This is a genomic window from Burkholderia torrens (assembly GCF_984668525.1).
This window is the reverse complement of sequence record NZ_OZ480211.1, coordinates 857653-874622: the sequence shown is the minus strand read 5'-3', so window position 1 is coordinate 874622 and position 16970 is coordinate 857653. Positions and strand designations below refer to the sequence as shown.

Here is a 16970-nt window from a genome sequence, read left to right as displayed (position 1 = left end):
GCGGCCGGCGCGCGGCGGCGCTTACTTCGCGATGATGTCGCGCTTGAAGTACTTCTGCGACAGCGCGCTCAGCGTGCCGTCCTTCTTCAGTGCATCGAGCGCGCCGACGATCTTCGCCTGCAGCGCCTTGTCGTTCTTGCGCATCCCGAAGCCCGTGCCTTCGCCGAGCGTCGTCGGATCCTTCAGCGCGTCGCCGACGATCTGGTAGTCGCGGCCGGGCGGCTTGTCGAGGAACCCGTCCTGCGCGGTCTGTGCTTCCTGCACGGCCGCGTCGAGCCGCCCCGCGACGAGATCGGTGTAGATCTGGTCCTGATCCTGGTACGACACGACGTCCACGCCCGCATTGGCCCAGTGCGCCTTCAGGAAATCCTCCTGCGACGAACCCTGCAGCACGCCGACGTGCTTGCCGCGCAGGCTCGCGACGTCGGGCCGCAGCGGCGAGCCGTGCTTCGCGACCATCACGATCGGCACCACGTAGATCGCCGGCGTGAAGTCGATGCTCTGCTTGCGCTTCGCGGTGATGTTCATCGCCGAATTGATCGCGTCGAACTTGCGCGCCTGCAACGCCGGGATCAACCCGTCGAACGCATTCTCGACCCACACGCATTTCATGTTCAGCTTCGCGCACACCGCGTTGCCGACATCGACGTCGAAACCCTGCAACTGGCCGGCCGGCGTCTTGCTCTCGAACGGCGGATAGGCGGCTTCGATGCCGAAGCGCAGCGTGGTCTGTTCCGCATGGGCCGTGACGGCCGCGCACGCGAGCGCCGCAGCGGCGCAAAGGGAAAGCTTCCAGTTCATGACGGTCCTTCTGTTCCGGATTGAGGCGAGGAAGATCTGTCGCACGACGCCGTCTGACAGGCGCCCGATCGGCATTCGATGCAGGCGGCCGCCGCCAGGCGACGTGCCGTGTACTGCAGGCGAAATATAGACTTAAAGTCTACTTTAGACTATAGGGGTTACGAGAATCGTGCGCTGTCGAGCCGGATCGAAATTTCTGCAGATCACGATATACATCGTTGATTTATCGACAATTTTCGTAAAAATTGCGACGACACCCGGTCTCGAAAAAGAAAAACTCTCCAGACCTCGTTTGTCTATATTAGACTTTTCGTCCATAACTAACATCGCCGGACGCCGTCTTTCGAGACAGTTCTGTCCGGCCCCGACCGGAGATGTCCTCATGACGCAAACCGTCCCGACCCTGCCGCTGACCGTCGACGAAGCCGCCGTGCGCGCGGCGCTGCCGTCGCTCGACGTGCTCGGCACGCTGCGCCGCATGTTCGCGTCGCTCGCAGCGGCGCGCGCGGTGCAGCCGCCGCAGACGCTCACGCTGTTTCCCGGCCAGGCCGGCGACTTCATCACGTATCTCGGCGCGCTCGCCGATGCGCAGGTGTTCGGCGCGAAACTGTCGCCGTACGTCGTGACGGGCGGCAAGCCCGACGGGAGACCAATCGTCACCGCATGGACCGCGCTGATGTCGATGCAGACCGGCCAGCCGCTGATGTGGTGCGACGCGGGGCTGCTGACGATCGAACGCACGGCCGGCACGACGGCGCTCGCGGTCGACTGCCTCGCGCCGCGCGATGCGCGCCGCCTGGCGATCGTCGGCGCGGGCACGGTCGGTCTCGCGCACCTGCGGCACACGGCGGCGCTGCGCGACTGGGAGACGATTCGCGTGTACTCGCCCGCGCTGGCCCGCGATGCCGCACAGCAGGCGAAGCTCGCCGAACTCGACCCGCGCGCCCGTGCGGCGGCGAGCGTCGAAGCCTGCGTGCGCGACGCGGACGTCGTGATGCTGTGCACGTCGTCGGGCACGCCCGTGCTCGGCGACGGGATGCTCACGCGCCCGGCGCTCGTCACGTCGATCAGCACGAACGTCGCGCGCGCGCACGAAATCCCGCCCGCGTGGCTGCCCGACATGGACGTCTACTGCGACTACCGCCACACGACGCCCGCCAGCGCCGGCGAGATGCAGATCGCGGCGGCCGACCACGGCTGGGAGGCCGGGCGGATCGTCGGCGACCTGCCCACGCTCGTCGCCGGCACCTGCGCGGCGCCGTCGCGCACGCGTCACGTGTTCTTCCGGTCGATCGGCCTCGGGCTGGAGGACATCGCGATCGCGCACGCGCTGTACACGCATCTGACGCGCGCATGAGCGGCACGCGCACGCGGGGCCGATACAATGGCGCAACCGCCGCGGCAGCCGAGCGCGGGCGCACGGGCATGCCGGCCACCGGTGCGCCCGCACGCCGGCCCGACGCGCCGCCCGGCCTCCGCCCACCCGAGATCGCGACACCGATGCGCAAGAAGCAATCCCCCGTCAAAGACCTGCTGCTCACCCGCTATGCGCCGATCGCCGACGGTATCGCCGCGCTGTTCTTCCCGTACGCGGAAGTCGTGATCCACGACCTGCACGACCAGACCGTGCTGTATCTCGCGAACAACCTGTCGAAGCGCGAGGTCGGCGACGATTCCGCGCTCGAGGAAATCGATCATTCCGCGCGCGAGCGCGTGATCGGCCCGTACGAGAAGCTGAACTGGGACGGCCGGCGGATGCGCTGCGTCAGCAACGTGCTGTTCGACGACGAAGGCCGCCCGGCCGGGATGATGTGCATCAACTTCAACATCGCGGTGTTCGACGAGGTCCGTACGACGCTCGACCTGTTCATCAAGGGCGCGGGCGTCGTCGCCCAGCCCGACGAGCTGTTCCGCGACGACTGGCAGGAGCGCATCAACACGTTCCTGCACGGCTGGCTGCGCGAGCGGCAGGTCGGGCTGAACGGGCTCACGCGCGAACACCGGCGCGAACTCGTCGAGGCGCTGTACGCGGAAGGCGCGTTCCGCGGCAAGAGCGCGGCGAACTACGTCGCGAACGTGCTCGGGATGGGGCGCGCGACCGTCTACAAGCACCTCAAGCACCTGAAGGAAACGCAGGGCGACGCGTAAGCGGCCGGTCGCGGCGACGGCCGGCACCGGTCATCGCTACCGCGCCGCGGTTTCCGTGCCTATGCTTCGTGATACGCCGGGCCGGGCCCCGCCGCACGGGCGCGGCCGCGCCGAAGCGCTGATGCATAAAATGATATAGTCCCGGTTACACTTTTTTGCCGCCCTGGACCGCCCATGACGACCGCTCCCGCCCCGACTGCCCGCCCGACCCTGACCGTCGCAATCTGGTCCGACCTGATCTGCCCGTGGTGCTGGATCGGCAAGCGCCGCTTCGACGAGGCGCTCGCCGCGTTCGCGCACGCCGACCGCGTCGACGTCGCGCTGCGCGCGTACCGGCTGATGCCCGGCCAGCCCGTCGAGCCGGTCGAGGCGATGCTCGCAGGCAAATACCGGATGTCGCCCGCGCAGGTCGACCAGATGCTGCGCCAGGTGACCGATGCGGCCGCGAGCGTCGGGCTGCGCTACGACCTGCCCGGCACGCTCGTCGGCGACACGCTCGACGGCCACCGGCTCGTGAAGCTCGCGGAAGCGACGGGCCGCGCGCACGCACTGACCGAACGGCTGTACCGCGCGTATTTCTGTGAACACGGCTCGCTGTTCGATCACGCGGAACTGACCGAATTCGCGGTCGAAGCCGGGCTCGAGCGCACGGCCGTCGAAGCCGTGTTGCGCAGCGATGCGTACCGCGACGAAGTCGAAGCCGACATCGCGCGCGCCGCGCAGATCGGCGGGCGCGGCGTGCCGCTGTTCGTGTTCGGCGGCCGCTACGCGGTGTCGGGCGCCCAGCCGGCCGACGCATTCGCGCAGGCGCTTGACCAGGCGTGGCGTGACGGCTTTGTCGAACTCGACGGCGCCGACGCCGCGGCCTGCGGCCCCGACGGCTGCGAACTGCCGGCGCGCTCGTAACGCCCGTCCACGCTTCCGGCGCCCCCGTCCGCGGGCGCGCGCCACTACGCGCCGCTCCTGCCACAAACCGGCAGGAAGCCCGCGTCCTCGACATCTACAATGCATCCTTCGAATAACCATCGGAAGGCTGCAGCCCCATGACCCACGGGATCCACGGCGAGAAGCGCTGGTATGCGCTGATCGTCCTCTGTCTCGGCGTGCTGATGATCGTGCTCGACAGCACGATCGTGAACGTTGCGCTGCCGTCGATCAGCACCGACCTCCACTTCACCGAAACGGCCCTCGTGTGGGTCGTCAACGCGTACCTGCTGACGTTCGGCGGCTGCCTGCTGCTCGGCGGCCGGCTCGGCGACCTGTACGGCCAGCGGCGCATGTTTCTCGCGGGCCTCGTCGTGTTCACGCTCGCGTCGCTCGCATGCGGCCTCGCGCAATCGCAGACGATGCTGATCGCCGCGCGCGCGGTGCAGGGGCTCGGCGGCGCGGTGGTGTCGGCCGTGTCGCTGTCGCTGATCATGAATCTCTTCACCGAACCCGGCGAGCGCGCACGCGCGATGGGCGTGTACGGCTTCGTGTGCGCGGGCGGCGGCAGCATCGGCGTGCTGCTCGGCGGGCTGCTGACGAGTTCGCTGTCGTGGCACTGGATCTTCCTCGTCAACCTGCCGATCGGCATCGCGGTCTATGCGATGAGCGCGGCGCTGCTGCCGCGCACGCGTGCGCCGGCCGGCACCGCGCGGCTCGACGTCGCGGGCGCGCTCACCGTGACCGCGTCGCTGATGCTGGCCGTCTACGGGATCGTCGGCGGCAACGAGGCCGGCTGGCTGTCGGCGCAGACGGTCGCGCTGATCGGCGCGGCCGCCGTGCTGCTCGCGCTGTTCATCGCGATCGAGGCGCGCACCGCGCATCCGCTGATGCCGCTCTCGCTGTTCGCCGCGCGCAATGTCGCGCTCGCGAACGTGATCGCCGTGCTGTGGGCGGCCGCGATGTTCGCGTGGTTCTTCCTGTCGGCGCTGTACATGCAGCGCGTGCTGCAATACGGGCCGCTGCAGGTCGGGCTCGCGTTCCTGCCGGCGAACCTGATCATGGCCGCATTCTCGCTCGGGCTGTCGGCGCGGATCGTGATGCGCTTCGGCATCCGCGGCCCGATCGCGGCCGGCCTGCTGATCGCCGCCTGCGGCCTCGCGCTGTTCTCCCGCGCGCCGGTCGACGGCGGCTTCGTGTGGCACGTGCTGCCCGGTATGACGCTGCTCGGCATCGGCGCCGGTATCGCGTTCAACCCGGTGCTGCTCGCCGCGATGAGCGACGTCGACCCGGCCGATTCGGGGCTGGCGTCGGGGATCGTCAACACCGCGTTCATGATGGGCGGCGCGCTCGGCCTCGCGGTGCTCGCGAGCCTCGCGACCGCCCGCACCGATGCGCTCGCGGCAGCGCAGGCCGCGCCGCTCGCCGCGCTGAACGGCGGCTACCACGCGGCATTCGCGTTCGGCGCGGTTTTCGCCGCCGTGGCCGCGCTGATCGGCCTCGCATTGCGCATCCGGCGGCAGGCAACCGTCGAAGGCGTTGGCCCCGCGATGCACTGAGCGGCGGCAACCGCCATCGAGCCGGGCGCGCGCGTTGTGGCGCCCTTTTTTACGCTTGCCGGGCGCGGCGCGCGGCGGATGCGTCACGCATCCCGGTCCGATGGCTGTCCATCGGCCACACGGCCATTCAAACGCCCGTTTCGCCCCTGTCCTGCCTCCCGCCACGCCGGCTTTTCCGGCCGATTTTTAACGGAGTCGTACGCTGACGCGTCACTTTTGCGACAATGGCGGACTTTGACGCGCGCGCCGCGGCCACGCGCCGCCCCGAACACCGCATAACCGCCTGGTTCCGATGTCGCTTCCCCATATCGATCTGCTGTACTCCCTGTCCGGCCTGTTCGTCGGCATTCTCGTCGGCCTGACGGGCGTCGGCGGCGGTTCGTTGATGACGCCGATCCTCGTGCTGCTGTTCGGCGTGCACCCTGCGACGGCGGTCGGCACCGACCTGCTGTACGCGGCCGCGACCAAGGCCACCGGCACCCTCGTCCACGGCCTGAAGGGATCGATCGACTGGCGCATCACGCTCCGGCTCGCAGCGGGCAGCGTGCCGGCCGCGGCCGTCACGCTGTGGTGGCTGCACACGCACGGGATGAACACGCCGGGCACCGCGCGGATGATCCAGCTCGTGCTCGGCATCGCACTGCTGCTCACGTCGCTCGCGCTGATCTTCCGGCCGCAACTCACGGCGTTCGCCGCGCGCAACCCGCTCAGGCCGAGCCTCGCGCGCACGCTGTGGTCGACCGTGCTGACGGGCGCCGTGCTCGGCGTGCTCGTGTCGATGACGTCGGTCGGCGCCGGCGCGATCGGCGTCACCGTGCTCCTGCTGCTGTATCCGATGCTCGCAACGACCCGCATCGTCGGTTCCGACATCGCGCATGCGGTACCGCTCACGCTGGTCGCCGGCATGGGCCACTGGCTGCTCGGCTCGGTCGACTGGTCGATGCTGCTGTCGCTGCTGCTCGGCTCGCTGCCGGGCATCGTGATCGGCAGCCTGCTGTCGGCGCGCGCGCCCGAGCGGCTGCTGCGCAACCTGCTCGCCTCGACGCTCGTCGCGGTCGGCGTGCGGCTCGTTCTCGCGTAAGGGGCTTCTCGCGGCCCTTGACGGCAAACGCCGTCACGGCGCGTGCCGACCATCTGGACTGACTTTCTGGCGGGCCTCACAGCGCACTGGTCAACGCACGCGCAACAGGCAGATATTTCGCCAGGATGCCCAGCATCGTGACGGCTTCCGCTTTCGACACCGGCGGAAACGGCGAAACGTACGACGTGCCGTTGCGTCGCTCGTGCGCCTTCGTGATGAAGGCGAACTCCTGGCTACTCACGCCCAACGACGTCGATACCCGCTGGATGGCCAGGTTACGGCCGGCATCCTTGGTGCGCACCTCGTAGAACTCCAGGATGGCCTGTACTACCTGAAAGTAGCCCTCGTAGGCCAAGGTAAATACCTGCAGATGCCGGGCGGGATCCAACTCGTCGGCGGTGGCCTTGTAGTCCGCGGCATTGCGCAGGAAGCCCTCGATTGCCCCGGGTGTCGGTGCAACCGCGTCAAAGGCTTTCGTCTTGATGAGGTTTTCGTATTCGGGTGGGCGTGACATCACAGAATCCTCAACGCGGGGCCTTGGGCGATCTGCGCCATGACTGGATCGGCGTCTACCAGCGCGGCCCATTCAGCGGGTTCGTACAACGAGAAGTTGATGGGGCGCAGCAGATCCTGCTCGGCCGCGTGCAAGGCTTCGGATAGCTCGAGGAGCTGGACGTTGCCGATGACGATCAGGTCGATGTCGCTGCGGCCACTATCGGTGCCCTTGGCGACCGAACCAAACACGAAGGCCGTGGAAATATGCGCGGCAAAAGGCAACAAGGCTTCCTTCAACGGCTCCGCGACAGCAAACGACTTTCGTGCGATGTCGACCAATTCCGGATAGAGGATGAATTCCGTGTTCGCGCGGATGCTCCGTTGTCGTCCTCGCCGGGCATCTTCCTTGAGTACGCCAGCCTCGATCAGCCGATCCACCTGCTTTTGAGCGCTCCCGCGCCCGCTATCTGCCAGACGCAGCAAATCCTGCAGCGTAAAACTGCGATCGGGTTGAAGCAGCGTGGCGCCCAGCACGCGCTGCATGCCGGGCGTGAATAGGAAGTCGGCAAGGCCCATCTGAATCCTCAAATTAGGGATGATCGTCCCTATTATGAGGATATTCGTGAAAATCCTCAATAGAGGGCTTTGCATCCCCTTTTTAAGGATGATGCGACGCCGTCACCCGTGACTTGCGGCCGGCGTGCATCGCCAGACGAGACGATGCCCCGGAAGTCCATGACTCCGGGGCATCGCGAGGCAATACTGCGGCATCGTCAACGCACGCGTTCGAAGCGTCGGGATGCATGAGCAGGTGCGCTTTTCACGTCAGGCGGCACTCGCCGCCCACGCCGCCTACTGCCCCTGCTGCTGCAGTTTCTGCTGCTTGAGCTGCTGCGTGCGCGCCTGCAGCTTCAGCACGCGCTGCAGTGCGGTACGGTTCGCGAGGATGCCGTCGTAGAAGTTGGCGAGATCGCCCTTCAGCGCGGTCCGGGACGCGTCGTTCAGGTAGATCATGTGGCCCGACGGGTAGTTCTTGATCGTCAGGTTCTGCGCCTTGATCGTCGGATCGAGCGGCATCTGCGCGAGCGTCAGCTCCGTCTGGTGGAACGGCGTGACGGCGTCGAAATAGCCGTTCGCCGACAGCACCTTCAGGTCCGGGTTCACGCTCATCGTCGATGCCAGGTCGCCGGCCGTGTACAGCGTATTGCCGCCGCCCTTGTTCGCGCCGGTCGGGTCCGTGTGGCTGAAGTCCCAGTTGTTGAAGACCTGGTCGTTCAGGTCCACAAACGACGAAGTCGACGTGTACTTGAGGTCGGTGTTGATGTAGCTGTTCCACAGCACCGTGTACGCGCCGCCGACGTTCGTGATCGACGGATCGTTGCTGCCCGAGTTCGGCAGGATGTACGGCGCGATGCCCTTGCCCGTGAAGTTCGCGCGACCGTCGTACTGGCCGATCTGCGTGCCCGGCACGAGCGTCAGGAAGAACGTGTACGGCGGGTTGTCGTCCGACGACGGCACGTTGCCGAGCGCGGCCGGATTGCCGAAGGTCTGGATCAGCGACGTCGGGTCCGTGCCGATGTACGCGCCCATCTGCTGCGCGGTCTGCAGGTTCAGGTTCAGCCGCACGTTCACGAAGCCGCCGTCCTGCGGGTTCGGCTTCTGCGCGAGCGGCGCGAGCGTGTTGTCCGCGTAGTTGCGGGCCTGGACCATGTACGCGTCGAGATCGGTCGGCGTCGGGTTGAGCGTCGTCTTCTTCCAGTAGAACGCATCGGCCGCGAGCGTCGGGAACGTGCCCGGTGCGGACAACGCGTTCGCGTAGTCGAGGATCGACGACTGCAGCGTGATCCCGTTCAGGTCGATGCCGTCCTCATGCAGCACCCACGACACGACCGCGCTGCGCGCCGTGCCGTACGACTCGCCGTACAGGAACTTCGGCGAATTCCAGCGCGAATACTTGGTCAGGTAGCGCTGGATGAAGCGGTCGATCGAGTGCGCGTCCTGGTCGGTGCCCCAGAAGTCCTTGTTCTTCGCCGGGGCGATCGCCGTCGAGTAACCGGTGCCGACCGGGTTGATGAACACGAGGTCGGTGCGGTCGAGCAGGCTGTCCGGGTTGTCGAGCAGCTTGTACGGCGCGGGCGGCGTGAAGTTCGGGAACGACGACTGCAGGCGCTTCGGCCCGTACGAGCCGAGCAGCAGGTAGACCGACGACGAGCCGGGGCCGCCGTTGTAGAAGAACGTGACCGGGCGCGGCTTCGACGGGTCCGGATTGTCCTGCGTGTACGCGACGTAGAACATCTTCGCGTTCGGTGCCGACGTGACCGGATCGATCGTGGTCAGGTGGCCCGTGGTGGCCGTGTACTTGATCGTCTTGCCGCCGATCGTGACCTGGCGGTGCACGACCGCGGCGCCTTCGGTCGAATCCGTGACCGCGTCGTTCGGCCCGGTGCCGTACACGTCGGTGTCGACGTACGGCTGGTCGGCCGCGGCGGCGGCCGTTGCGCTGGTGTTGGCCTGCGTGCTGCCGCTGGACGTCGCGGCCGCGGCGGCGGCCGATGCAGCCGGGCTCGGCCCGTCGTCGCCGCCGCACCCCGTGACGAGCAGCGCCGCGGCCGCTGCTGCGGCGAGCGGCATGCTCAAAGTCGTTCCGAATAGCGCGAAACCGTCTTTCAAGGACTTCCGTGTCGTCATTATTGCCTCTCGAACAGAACGATAAATACCGCCGGTCGCAAAGGATCATTTGCGCCGGCGCTCCGCACCGGGAATGCATTCGTTATGCGACGCATTCCGAGTTTTTTACCGAATCGGCGAATACCGACCGGCATGATTTACCCCACCCGTGTTTTTGCAACCGCACAATGGAATCAATTCCATTGCAAACGACAATTCAATAATCCGCAGCAATACGAATTCATTTCGCGCATTTGCATACGCACAAAATCGACGGCAAAAGCATGCCCCACAAAGCCCGCCCGGCAAGGCCGCTCCGCTTCGAACAGACGAACAATCCCCCTCGGCGAGATGCCGACCAATCGCGAAACGGCGATCAATCGCAGATCGAGCCGATTTAATAAAATCGAAAGGGTCGATTAACTAAACGGAAAGGAATATCTCGTATCTGGAATTTATTAAATTAAGTGAAAATACCGGCGCATATTAGGTTCCGGATTTAATGCCGTAAAGTAACAATTTGTTACGGCGCTCGCCATTCGGATAAATGGCCGTTCGGGACCGATTCCATGCCGCAAAAAAAGAAGCCGGACGACTGTCCGGCTTCGCTGGAGCATGTGCGGCGGATGCCGTCAGAGCGGCACGTCGATCGTGCCTGCGCCCGTCGTGATCGCGTTCGCGCCCGGCGCGGCCGAGATCGGCGGCAGGTTCGCGCTCGTCAGCGCCGGCGCGGCACCCGGCGTGCCGCCGCGCGGCACCGTGCGGATCACCTGCGACGGCGGCAGCGGCGCGCCGTTCTTCAGGTGCTTCCACATCAGGTTCAGCGCCTGCAGGTTGTAGTAGTGGACCGGCACGAAGCGCGTGTCGAAGCCCGCAACCGGCAGGAACGCGTCGAAGTGCTGGCCGTTCGTCACCTCGTAGAACACCAGCTGGCTGCGCCCGGCCTCGCTGATGCCGTTCTGCGCGACATACGCACGCGACGCGTGGTTCACCGGCACGAGCGCGTCGCTGCGGCCCTGCACGATGATCGCCGGCTTGCCGTGCAGGTTCGCGTTCACGCGCACCGCATCGACGTTCGCGGGCATCCCGAGCATCCCGTTCGTCCACAGCTGGCGCAGGCAAAGCGCGCCCGCGAAGCTCGCATCGGGCGTCGCGAGCCGATGGTCGACGCCTGCGCCGTTGTTGAACACGAGGTCGATGCCGGCCGTCGGCGGCACGCCGTTGCCGACGCCGAACACGGCCGGCATCGGCGACGTGGCGGGCGCCGCGACCGCACCCGTCGCCGGATTGATCGTCGCGAAGCTGAAGTTGCACAGGTTGTCGGTGACGCGCGAGCGCGTGTACGCGTTCGCATAGGTGACCGCGATCGCCGGAATCGCCTGCGAATCCCACATGGGCGCCTGCAGCAGGTCGGAATCGGCCAGATAGCCGGCCGCGTGGAGCTGCGCGAGCGCGTCGGCGGCCTGGCTCTGCGTGTCGGCGCCCGCCACCAGCCCGGCCGCGGCGAGCGTCGCGCAGCGCTGCGTGCGGATCGACTGCGTGGTCGCGGCCGGCAGCGCGCTCAGGTACGGCGCGCCGGCGAGCGACGCCGACGCGGCCGCGCACGGCTGCAGCAGGTTCGCGAGCGTCGCGTAGTCGGCCAGCGGCCGGCCGAACGACGGCACCGGCTGGCCGCCCGCGCGCACGATCGCATTCGGCGCCATCCGCACGTTGATCTGCGGCTCGCCGACCACCACCGCGGTAATCCAGCCGCGGCTGTCCTGCTCGGCCGCCGCGAGCGACGCGCCGCCGCCGTTGCTGACCGACGCGGCAATCGTCGTGATGTCGCCCGCGCGATAGCGCACGCCGTGATGCGAGCCGTCGATCAGCGGTCCGAACTGCTCGTTGAGCGCCCAGTACGCGAACTCGACCGACTGCAGCGTCACGCGCCCCCAGTCCTGCTCGGGATTCTGCTGCGAATGCGCGTGCTTGAATGCGTAGCGGTTCGGGAAGCTGCTGTTGAACGCGGCGAGATCGCCGCTCGTCACGTTCGCGGTGAACAGGCTCGCGGTACCGGCCAGCACTGCGTTCGCGAGCGTGCCGTCGATCAGCGTGACGGTGTCGGAGCCGAGCTCGTGCGCGCCGTTGCCGCCGCCCTTGTCGTTGTAGGCGACCGCGCAGCCGCGCTTGAGCGCCCACTCGCCGGCCGCGGAGATCGCGCCGTACACGCCGCGCGAGCCCGACGACGTCGCGGTGACGATGCAAGGCTGCGCGGGATCGAAGCTGGCGGGAACCTGCACGAGCAGCGTCACGTTTTTGGTGCCGCTGCCGTCATCGGAATACGCGAGATATTCGGTGCCCGCGATCTTGCCTTCGCCGAGCGTGTCGTTGCCGTCGAGATCGACGTTCGGCCCCCAGAAGCGGCCGTAGCCGCCATTCGCGCTCATGTCGACGAGCGCGCGGTAGTTCGACCAGATGGCCAGGCGGCGCAGTTCGGCGCTCGTCGGCCGCGACGCGTTCGCGAAGCCGGGCGCGGTGGCCGTGCCGAGGCCCGTCCTGCCGAGGCCGGCCGTCAGCAGGTCGTCGCTCGCGCCGTCGTAGGCCGTCGTGCGCACGCTGCCGGACACGAAGCCGGGCAACCGGTTGCGCTCGGCCGAATCGTCGCCGTTGCAGGCGCCGAGCATCGCGACCGCGGCCAGCGCCGCACCCCACACCACCCGCCTGCCCCACCCGAGCCTCGTCATCGCCGCCCCCTCGATTTCGTTATCGGTCCGCCGCCGCGTCGCGCGCGGCTTGCGGCCTCTGAAGCGCAAACGGGCCCCGGCATGCCGGGGCCCGCGTGGAAACGGGCGCGCGCGGCGCTCGCGCGCCGCCGCCCGGCGTTACTGCTGCTGAACCGTCAGTTTGTTCGAGACCGACGTCACGCCGCTCACGCCCTTCGCCGCCTCTTCCGCCTTGTCGATCTGAGCCTGGTCGGGCACCGTGCCCTCCAGCGTGATCGCGCCGCCCTTCGAACGCACGACGATGTTCGCCACGTCGATGCCGCCTGCCTTCGTAATGGCCTTGCGCACCGCGTAGCCGAGCTTGCGGTTCGCCTTCTTCGCGGTTTTCGCGGCGGCCTTCGGCGCGCTCGTCGCGGCCGCCGGCGCTTCCGTTGCCGCTGCGTCGCTCGACTGCGCGTACACGCTGCCCGACAGACAGGCCGCCACGGCGGCGACACCCAACGCTCTCAACACGATCGACTTCATGCTATCTCCTTATCACTCCGGAACGGCCGTGCACAGTACGGCCGAATACCCCCAAAAACAGCCGGCCCGCGCGCGAACGGGCGGGACAGCCGGTGTTTTCCACGGCGATACGAGAGAGGCGACACGGGCCGGCGGCCGGCGCACGCTGAAAGCGGGCCGGCCGGGCCGGGCAGCCGCCGGCCGGACGCGCCCGGTCTCATTGCGTGCCGGGTCGCGCGCGAATCGGGCGCGGCTGCGTCGCACAATGTAATCCAGTGCCCGCCGAAGCGCAAAGCTTTTGACGCGCGGCCGCCCGCCGCTGTCGCCGGCGCGCCGCGCCGGGCCGCCCGACTCGCGCATGCGCGGTGAAACCGGGTACCATCGCCGCGAGAATCCGCATCGCCCGTGACGACCGTCCGAGCGTCACCGATGCGTCATGCCAGCGTCATCCGCCGACCCCATGAAGCCTGCCCGCCCTCGCCCGCCCCGCCGCATCCTCGCCCGCTTCGTCGCGGTGTCGTGGCGCGACCTCGCGCTGTCGATCGGCCCGACCGTGCTGCTCGCCGCCGCGGCCGTCTGGCTCGCGGTCAAGCTGATCCAGCCGGCGCCGCCGTCCACGCTCGTGATCTCGTCCGGCCCGCCCGGCAGCACGTACTGGAACGCCGCGCAGAAGTACAAGGCGATCCTCGCGAAGAACGGCGTCACGCTCGACGTCCAATCGTCTGAAGGGTCCGCGCAGAACCTCGAGCGGCTGTCGAACCCGAACGCGCCGGTCGACGTCGGTTTCGTGCAGAGCGGCATCGGCCCGAAGGAGCGCGACGAACACCTCGTGTCGCTCGGCAGCATCGGTTACGTGCCGCTCGCGATCATGTACCGCGGCCCGGTCGTCGCGCGCCTGTCCGACTTCAAGGGCAAGCGGCTCGCGCTCGGCGCGGAAGGCAGCGGCGCGCGCGAGCTGAGCCTCGCGCTGCTGAAGATGAACGGCATCGTGCCCGGCGGCCCGACCGAGCTGCTGCCGACCGCCGGCGAGGACGCGGCAACCGCGCTGCTCGACGGCAAGATCGACGCGGCGTTCCTGTCCGGCGATTCGACGCAGATCCCGGTGATGGCGAAACTGTTCCGCGCGCCGGGCGTGCACGTGTATTCGTTCACGCAGGCCGAGGCCTACGCGCGGCGCTTTCCGTACCTGACCGCGATCACGCTGCCGATGGGCGTCTACGATCTCGGCCACAACCTGCCGCCCGCCGACATCCACACGGTCGCGCCGACCATCGAACTCGTCGCGCGCGACTCGCTGCACCCCGCGCTGTCCGACCTGCTGATCGAGGCCGCTCGCGAGGTGCACGGCCATGCGACGATCCTGCAGCACGCGGGCGAATTCCCGTCGCCCGTCACGCGCGGGTTCGCGCTGTCCGACGACGCCGCGCGCTACTACAAGTCGGGCAAGACCCTCCTGTACCGGCGGCTGCCGTTCTGGGTCGCGAGCCTCGTCGACCGGCTGCTGGTCGTGGTCGTGCCGCTGATCGTCGTGCTGATCCCCGGGCTGCGGCTCGTGCCGTCGCTGTACGGCTGGCGCGTGCGCTCGCGCATCTACCGCTGGTACGGCGCGCTGATCGCGCTCGAGCGCCGCGCGCTCGGCGAGCACACGGCCGAGGAGCGCGTGCAGTTGCTCGACGAGCTGGACGACATCGAGGAAGCCGTGAACCGGATGAAGATGCCGCTGGCCTACGCCGGGCAGTTCTACGTGCTGCGCGAGCACATCGGCTTCGTGCGCGAACGGCTCACCGCGCACGACCATGACACGCCGGCGGGCTCGCCGGGCGCCGGCGGTGCGCCGAACGCGCGCGCCGAGGCCGCGCCGCCGGCCGGCACGCCCCCTCGGGCGACTCCCGGTTCCGCGTGAGCGGACGATCCGCGATCATTGCTGCATGCGCGTGCCGCCGCGTAACATGGAGGCCGCCGCCAGGCGCCGCACGCCCCACCCTCTGGAGAACGACATGACAACCGGCCTCGACACCGCCCAACCCGCCTGGTTCTTCGACTTCGTGTCGCCGTTCTCGTATCTGCTGCTCGAGCAGCACGACAAATGGCCGGACGTGCCGTTCGAACCCGTGGCCGTGTCGCTGGCCGACCTGCAGCGCCACTGGGGCCAGCGCGCGACCGCCGACGTGCCGGCCAAGCGCGTGTTCACGTACCGTCACGCGCTGTTTCGCGCGGAACAGCTCGGCATCCGCTTCAAGATGCCGCCCGCGCACCCGTTCGATTCCGACAAGCTGCTGCGCCTCGCGATCGCGCTGCGCGCCGATATCGCGACCGTGCTGGAGATGTTCCGCTTCATCTGGCGCGACGGCAACGATCCGTCGACGCCGGAAGGCTTCGCCGCGCTGTGCGAGCGCGTCGGCGTCGGCCACGGCGACGAGCTGATCGAATTCGAGGAAACCACCGCGCAACTGGTCCGCAACAATGCCGACGCGATCGCGCTCGGCGTGTTCGGCGTGCCGACGTTCTGGATGAACCAGCAGCTGTTCTGGGGCGAGGACGCGCTGCCGATGGTGCTGTACTGCGCACGCACGCCGAACTGGCTCGAATCGCGCGAGGTCAAGCGGATCAGCACGCTGCCGAAGGGCCGTGCGTGATGGCCGGTATCACGCACGCCAACGCGCGGCTGCGGTAAGGTTACGCGTCACCCGAACACCCCCAACCGATGGAAGACGACGACCGTACCGCCTCGCTCGATATCTGGCTCGTGCGCGTCTTGCGCACGCTGCTGCTCGAGCGCAGCGTCACGCAGGCCGCGCTGCGGCTGAACCAGACCCAGCCCGCGATCAGCACCGCGCTGCGCAAGCTGCGCGAAACGCTGAACGACCCGATCCTCGTGCGCGGCAAATCCGGCATGGTGCCGACCGAATACGGTGCATCGCTGCTCGAGGCCGCGCAGCGCGCGCTGCGCGAGGTCGACTTCATCGCGACGCCGCACGGCGACTTCGATCCGTCGTCCGCGCGCCGCACGTTCCGCGTCGCGGCGCCCGACTACCTGAACGATTTCTTCATGCCGACGCTGATCGAGCGCTTTCGCGACGCGGCGCCGCATGCGCACCTGGAAATCGATTCGCTGAATCCCGCGCTCGACCACGCGGGCGCGCTCGAATCAGGCGCGCTCGATCTCGTGATCGGCAACTGGCCGAAGCCCGACCCGCAGTTCGCGCGCCAGGACCTGTTCTCCGACACGATCGTGTGCCTGATGCGCGACGCGCATCCGCTCGCGCGCGTGCCGCTCACGCGCGAAGCGTATGCGTCGGCCGCGCACGTCGCACCGACGCCGTACACCGGCGACAAGCGCAACGCGATCGAGATCGGCCTCGCACGCGCGCGCCTCACGCGGCGCATCGTGACGACGCTGCCGTACTTCGGGATCGTGCCGCAAGTGCTGCTGCAGTCGGACCTGATCTTCACGACGACGCGCCGCTTCGCGACGCACTATGCGCAGTTGCTGCCGCTCGTCGTCGTCACGCCGCCCGTGCCCTTTCCGCGCATCAAGAGCTACCTGCTCACGCATCCGCAGCCCGACCGGCCGACCGACATCGCGTGGCTGTGCGCGCTGATGCAGAGCGTGTCCGACGAGCTGACGGTCGCCCGCACGCGCAAGCGCTGACGCGCGGCCGGCACGCCACGCGGCCGCTCAGGCCGTGCAGAAGGTTTCCTGCAGATGGGTCCAGCGCACGACGCCCGCCGCGTCGCGTTCGAACACGGCCGTCGCACGGCGCGCGGGCAGTTCGCCCGATGCCGCATGCTGTGCTTCGAGATAGGTGATCACCGCATGCGATGCGCTGGTCGCGAGCACGCGGATGTCCGACAACGTGATGCGCAGCCCCGGCTTCGCGCCGGCGAGCTTCGCGAACAGCGCGCGCGTACCGTCATGGTCGACGACGCGGCCGTCGGTCAGGATCATCGTGAAGCCGGAGGAAAACGCGGCGAGCAGCGCGTCGAGTGCCGCGGGCGCGGTATCGACGCCGGACAGCCAGCGCTCGATGGCGACGAGACTCGCATCGAGTGTGTCGAGGTAGATCGGGTGGTCGGACATGGGCGTGC

15 protein-coding genes are annotated in these 16970 nt (G+C 68.1%); 8 read left to right on the top strand and 7 right to left on the bottom strand.

The window, feature by feature from the left end:
- Positions 1–21: 21 nt before the first annotated feature.
- A complete protein-coding gene (locus tag AC5LXX_RS03970; protein WP_493410550.1) occupies positions 22–801 on the bottom strand; it encodes an ABC transporter substrate-binding protein in 780 nt (259 codons plus the stop codon).
- 382 nt (positions 802–1183) lie between these two features.
- Between AC5LXX_RS03970 and AC5LXX_RS03965 the strand changes: the two genes are divergently transcribed.
- The 5 genes from AC5LXX_RS03965 (at position 1184) to AC5LXX_RS03945 (ending at position 6513) form a co-directional block, all read left to right on the top strand.
- A complete protein-coding gene (locus tag AC5LXX_RS03965) occupies positions 1184–2158 on the top strand; it encodes an ornithine cyclodeaminase family protein (RefSeq protein WP_493410549.1) in 975 nt (324 codons plus the stop codon).
- Positions 2155–2949 (top strand): helix-turn-helix transcriptional regulator, encoded by a 795-nt coding sequence (locus tag AC5LXX_RS03960; protein ID WP_493410548.1) that lies wholly within the window; start codon positions 2155–2157, stop codon positions 2947–2949. The genes AC5LXX_RS03965 and AC5LXX_RS03960 overlap by 4 nt, the downstream gene beginning before the upstream one ends.
- A 174-nt stretch (positions 2950–3123) precedes the next feature.
- Entirely contained in the window at positions 3124–3855 is a 732-nt protein-coding gene (locus AC5LXX_RS03955; RefSeq protein WP_493410547.1) for a DsbA family oxidoreductase, read from the top strand.
- A gap of 137 nt (positions 3856–3992) precedes the next feature.
- Positions 3993–5432: a DHA2 family efflux MFS transporter permease subunit gene (locus AC5LXX_RS03950; protein ID WP_493410546.1), complete on the top strand. Its 1440-nt coding sequence runs from the start codon at positions 3993–3995 to the stop codon at positions 5430–5432.
- 292 nt (positions 5433–5724) lie between these two features.
- Positions 5725–6513 (top strand): sulfite exporter TauE/SafE family protein, encoded by a 789-nt coding sequence (locus tag AC5LXX_RS03945; RefSeq protein ID WP_493410545.1) that lies wholly within the window; start codon positions 5725–5727, stop codon positions 6511–6513.
- 76 nt (positions 6514–6589) lie between these two features.
- On the opposite strand, the gene AC5LXX_RS03940 is transcribed toward AC5LXX_RS03945, so the two are convergent.
- From AC5LXX_RS03940 to AC5LXX_RS03920, 5 genes are all read right to left on the bottom strand, one after another.
- Positions 6590–7027 (bottom strand): hypothetical protein, encoded by a 438-nt coding sequence (locus AC5LXX_RS03940; RefSeq protein ID WP_493410544.1) that lies wholly within the window; start codon positions 7025–7027, stop codon positions 6590–6592.
- Entirely contained in the window at positions 7027–7584 is a 558-nt protein-coding gene (locus AC5LXX_RS03935) for a nucleotidyltransferase domain-containing protein (RefSeq protein ID WP_493410543.1), read from the bottom strand. The genes AC5LXX_RS03940 and AC5LXX_RS03935 overlap by 1 nt, the downstream gene beginning before the upstream one ends.
- Before the next feature lie 276 nt (positions 7585–7860).
- On the bottom strand, positions 7861–9696 hold the full coding sequence (locus tag AC5LXX_RS03930) for a S10 family peptidase (RefSeq protein ID WP_493410542.1): 1836 nt from the start codon (positions 9694–9696) through the stop codon (positions 7861–7863).
- 611 nt (positions 9697–10307) lie between these two features.
- Positions 10308–12398, bottom strand: coding sequence for a D-(-)-3-hydroxybutyrate oligomer hydrolase (locus AC5LXX_RS03925; RefSeq protein ID WP_493410541.1), 2091 nt, complete (start codon positions 12396–12398; stop codon positions 10308–10310).
- Positions 12399–12536: 138 nt separating this feature from the next.
- Positions 12537–12902, bottom strand: a complete 366-nt coding sequence (locus tag AC5LXX_RS03920; protein ID WP_089424630.1) for a BON domain-containing protein — start codon at positions 12900–12902, stop codon at positions 12537–12539.
- 439 nt (positions 12903–13341) lie between these two features.
- On the opposite strand from AC5LXX_RS03920, the gene AC5LXX_RS03915 reads away from it, so the two are divergent.
- The 3 genes from AC5LXX_RS03915 (at position 13342) to AC5LXX_RS03905 (ending at position 16533) form a co-directional block, all read left to right on the top strand.
- On the top strand, positions 13342–14784 hold the full coding sequence (locus AC5LXX_RS03915) for a TAXI family TRAP transporter solute-binding subunit (RefSeq protein ID WP_493410540.1): 1443 nt from the start codon (positions 13342–13344) through the stop codon (positions 14782–14784).
- 94 nt (positions 14785–14878) lie between these two features.
- Entirely contained in the window at positions 14879–15517 is a 639-nt protein-coding gene (locus AC5LXX_RS03910; RefSeq protein ID WP_124449230.1) for a 2-hydroxychromene-2-carboxylate isomerase, read from the top strand.
- A 68-nt stretch (positions 15518–15585) separates the two neighbouring features.
- On the top strand, positions 15586–16533 hold the full coding sequence (locus AC5LXX_RS03905; RefSeq protein WP_124449232.1) for a LysR family transcriptional regulator: 948 nt from the start codon (positions 15586–15588) through the stop codon (positions 16531–16533).
- A 27-nt stretch (positions 16534–16560) separates the two neighbouring features.
- Here AC5LXX_RS03905 and AC5LXX_RS03900 read toward each other — a convergent pair whose 3' ends face one another.
- Entirely contained in the window at positions 16561–16962 is a 402-nt protein-coding gene (locus AC5LXX_RS03900; protein ID WP_493410539.1) for a polyketide cyclase, read from the bottom strand.
- Between the last annotated feature and the right edge of the window lie 8 nt (positions 16963–16970).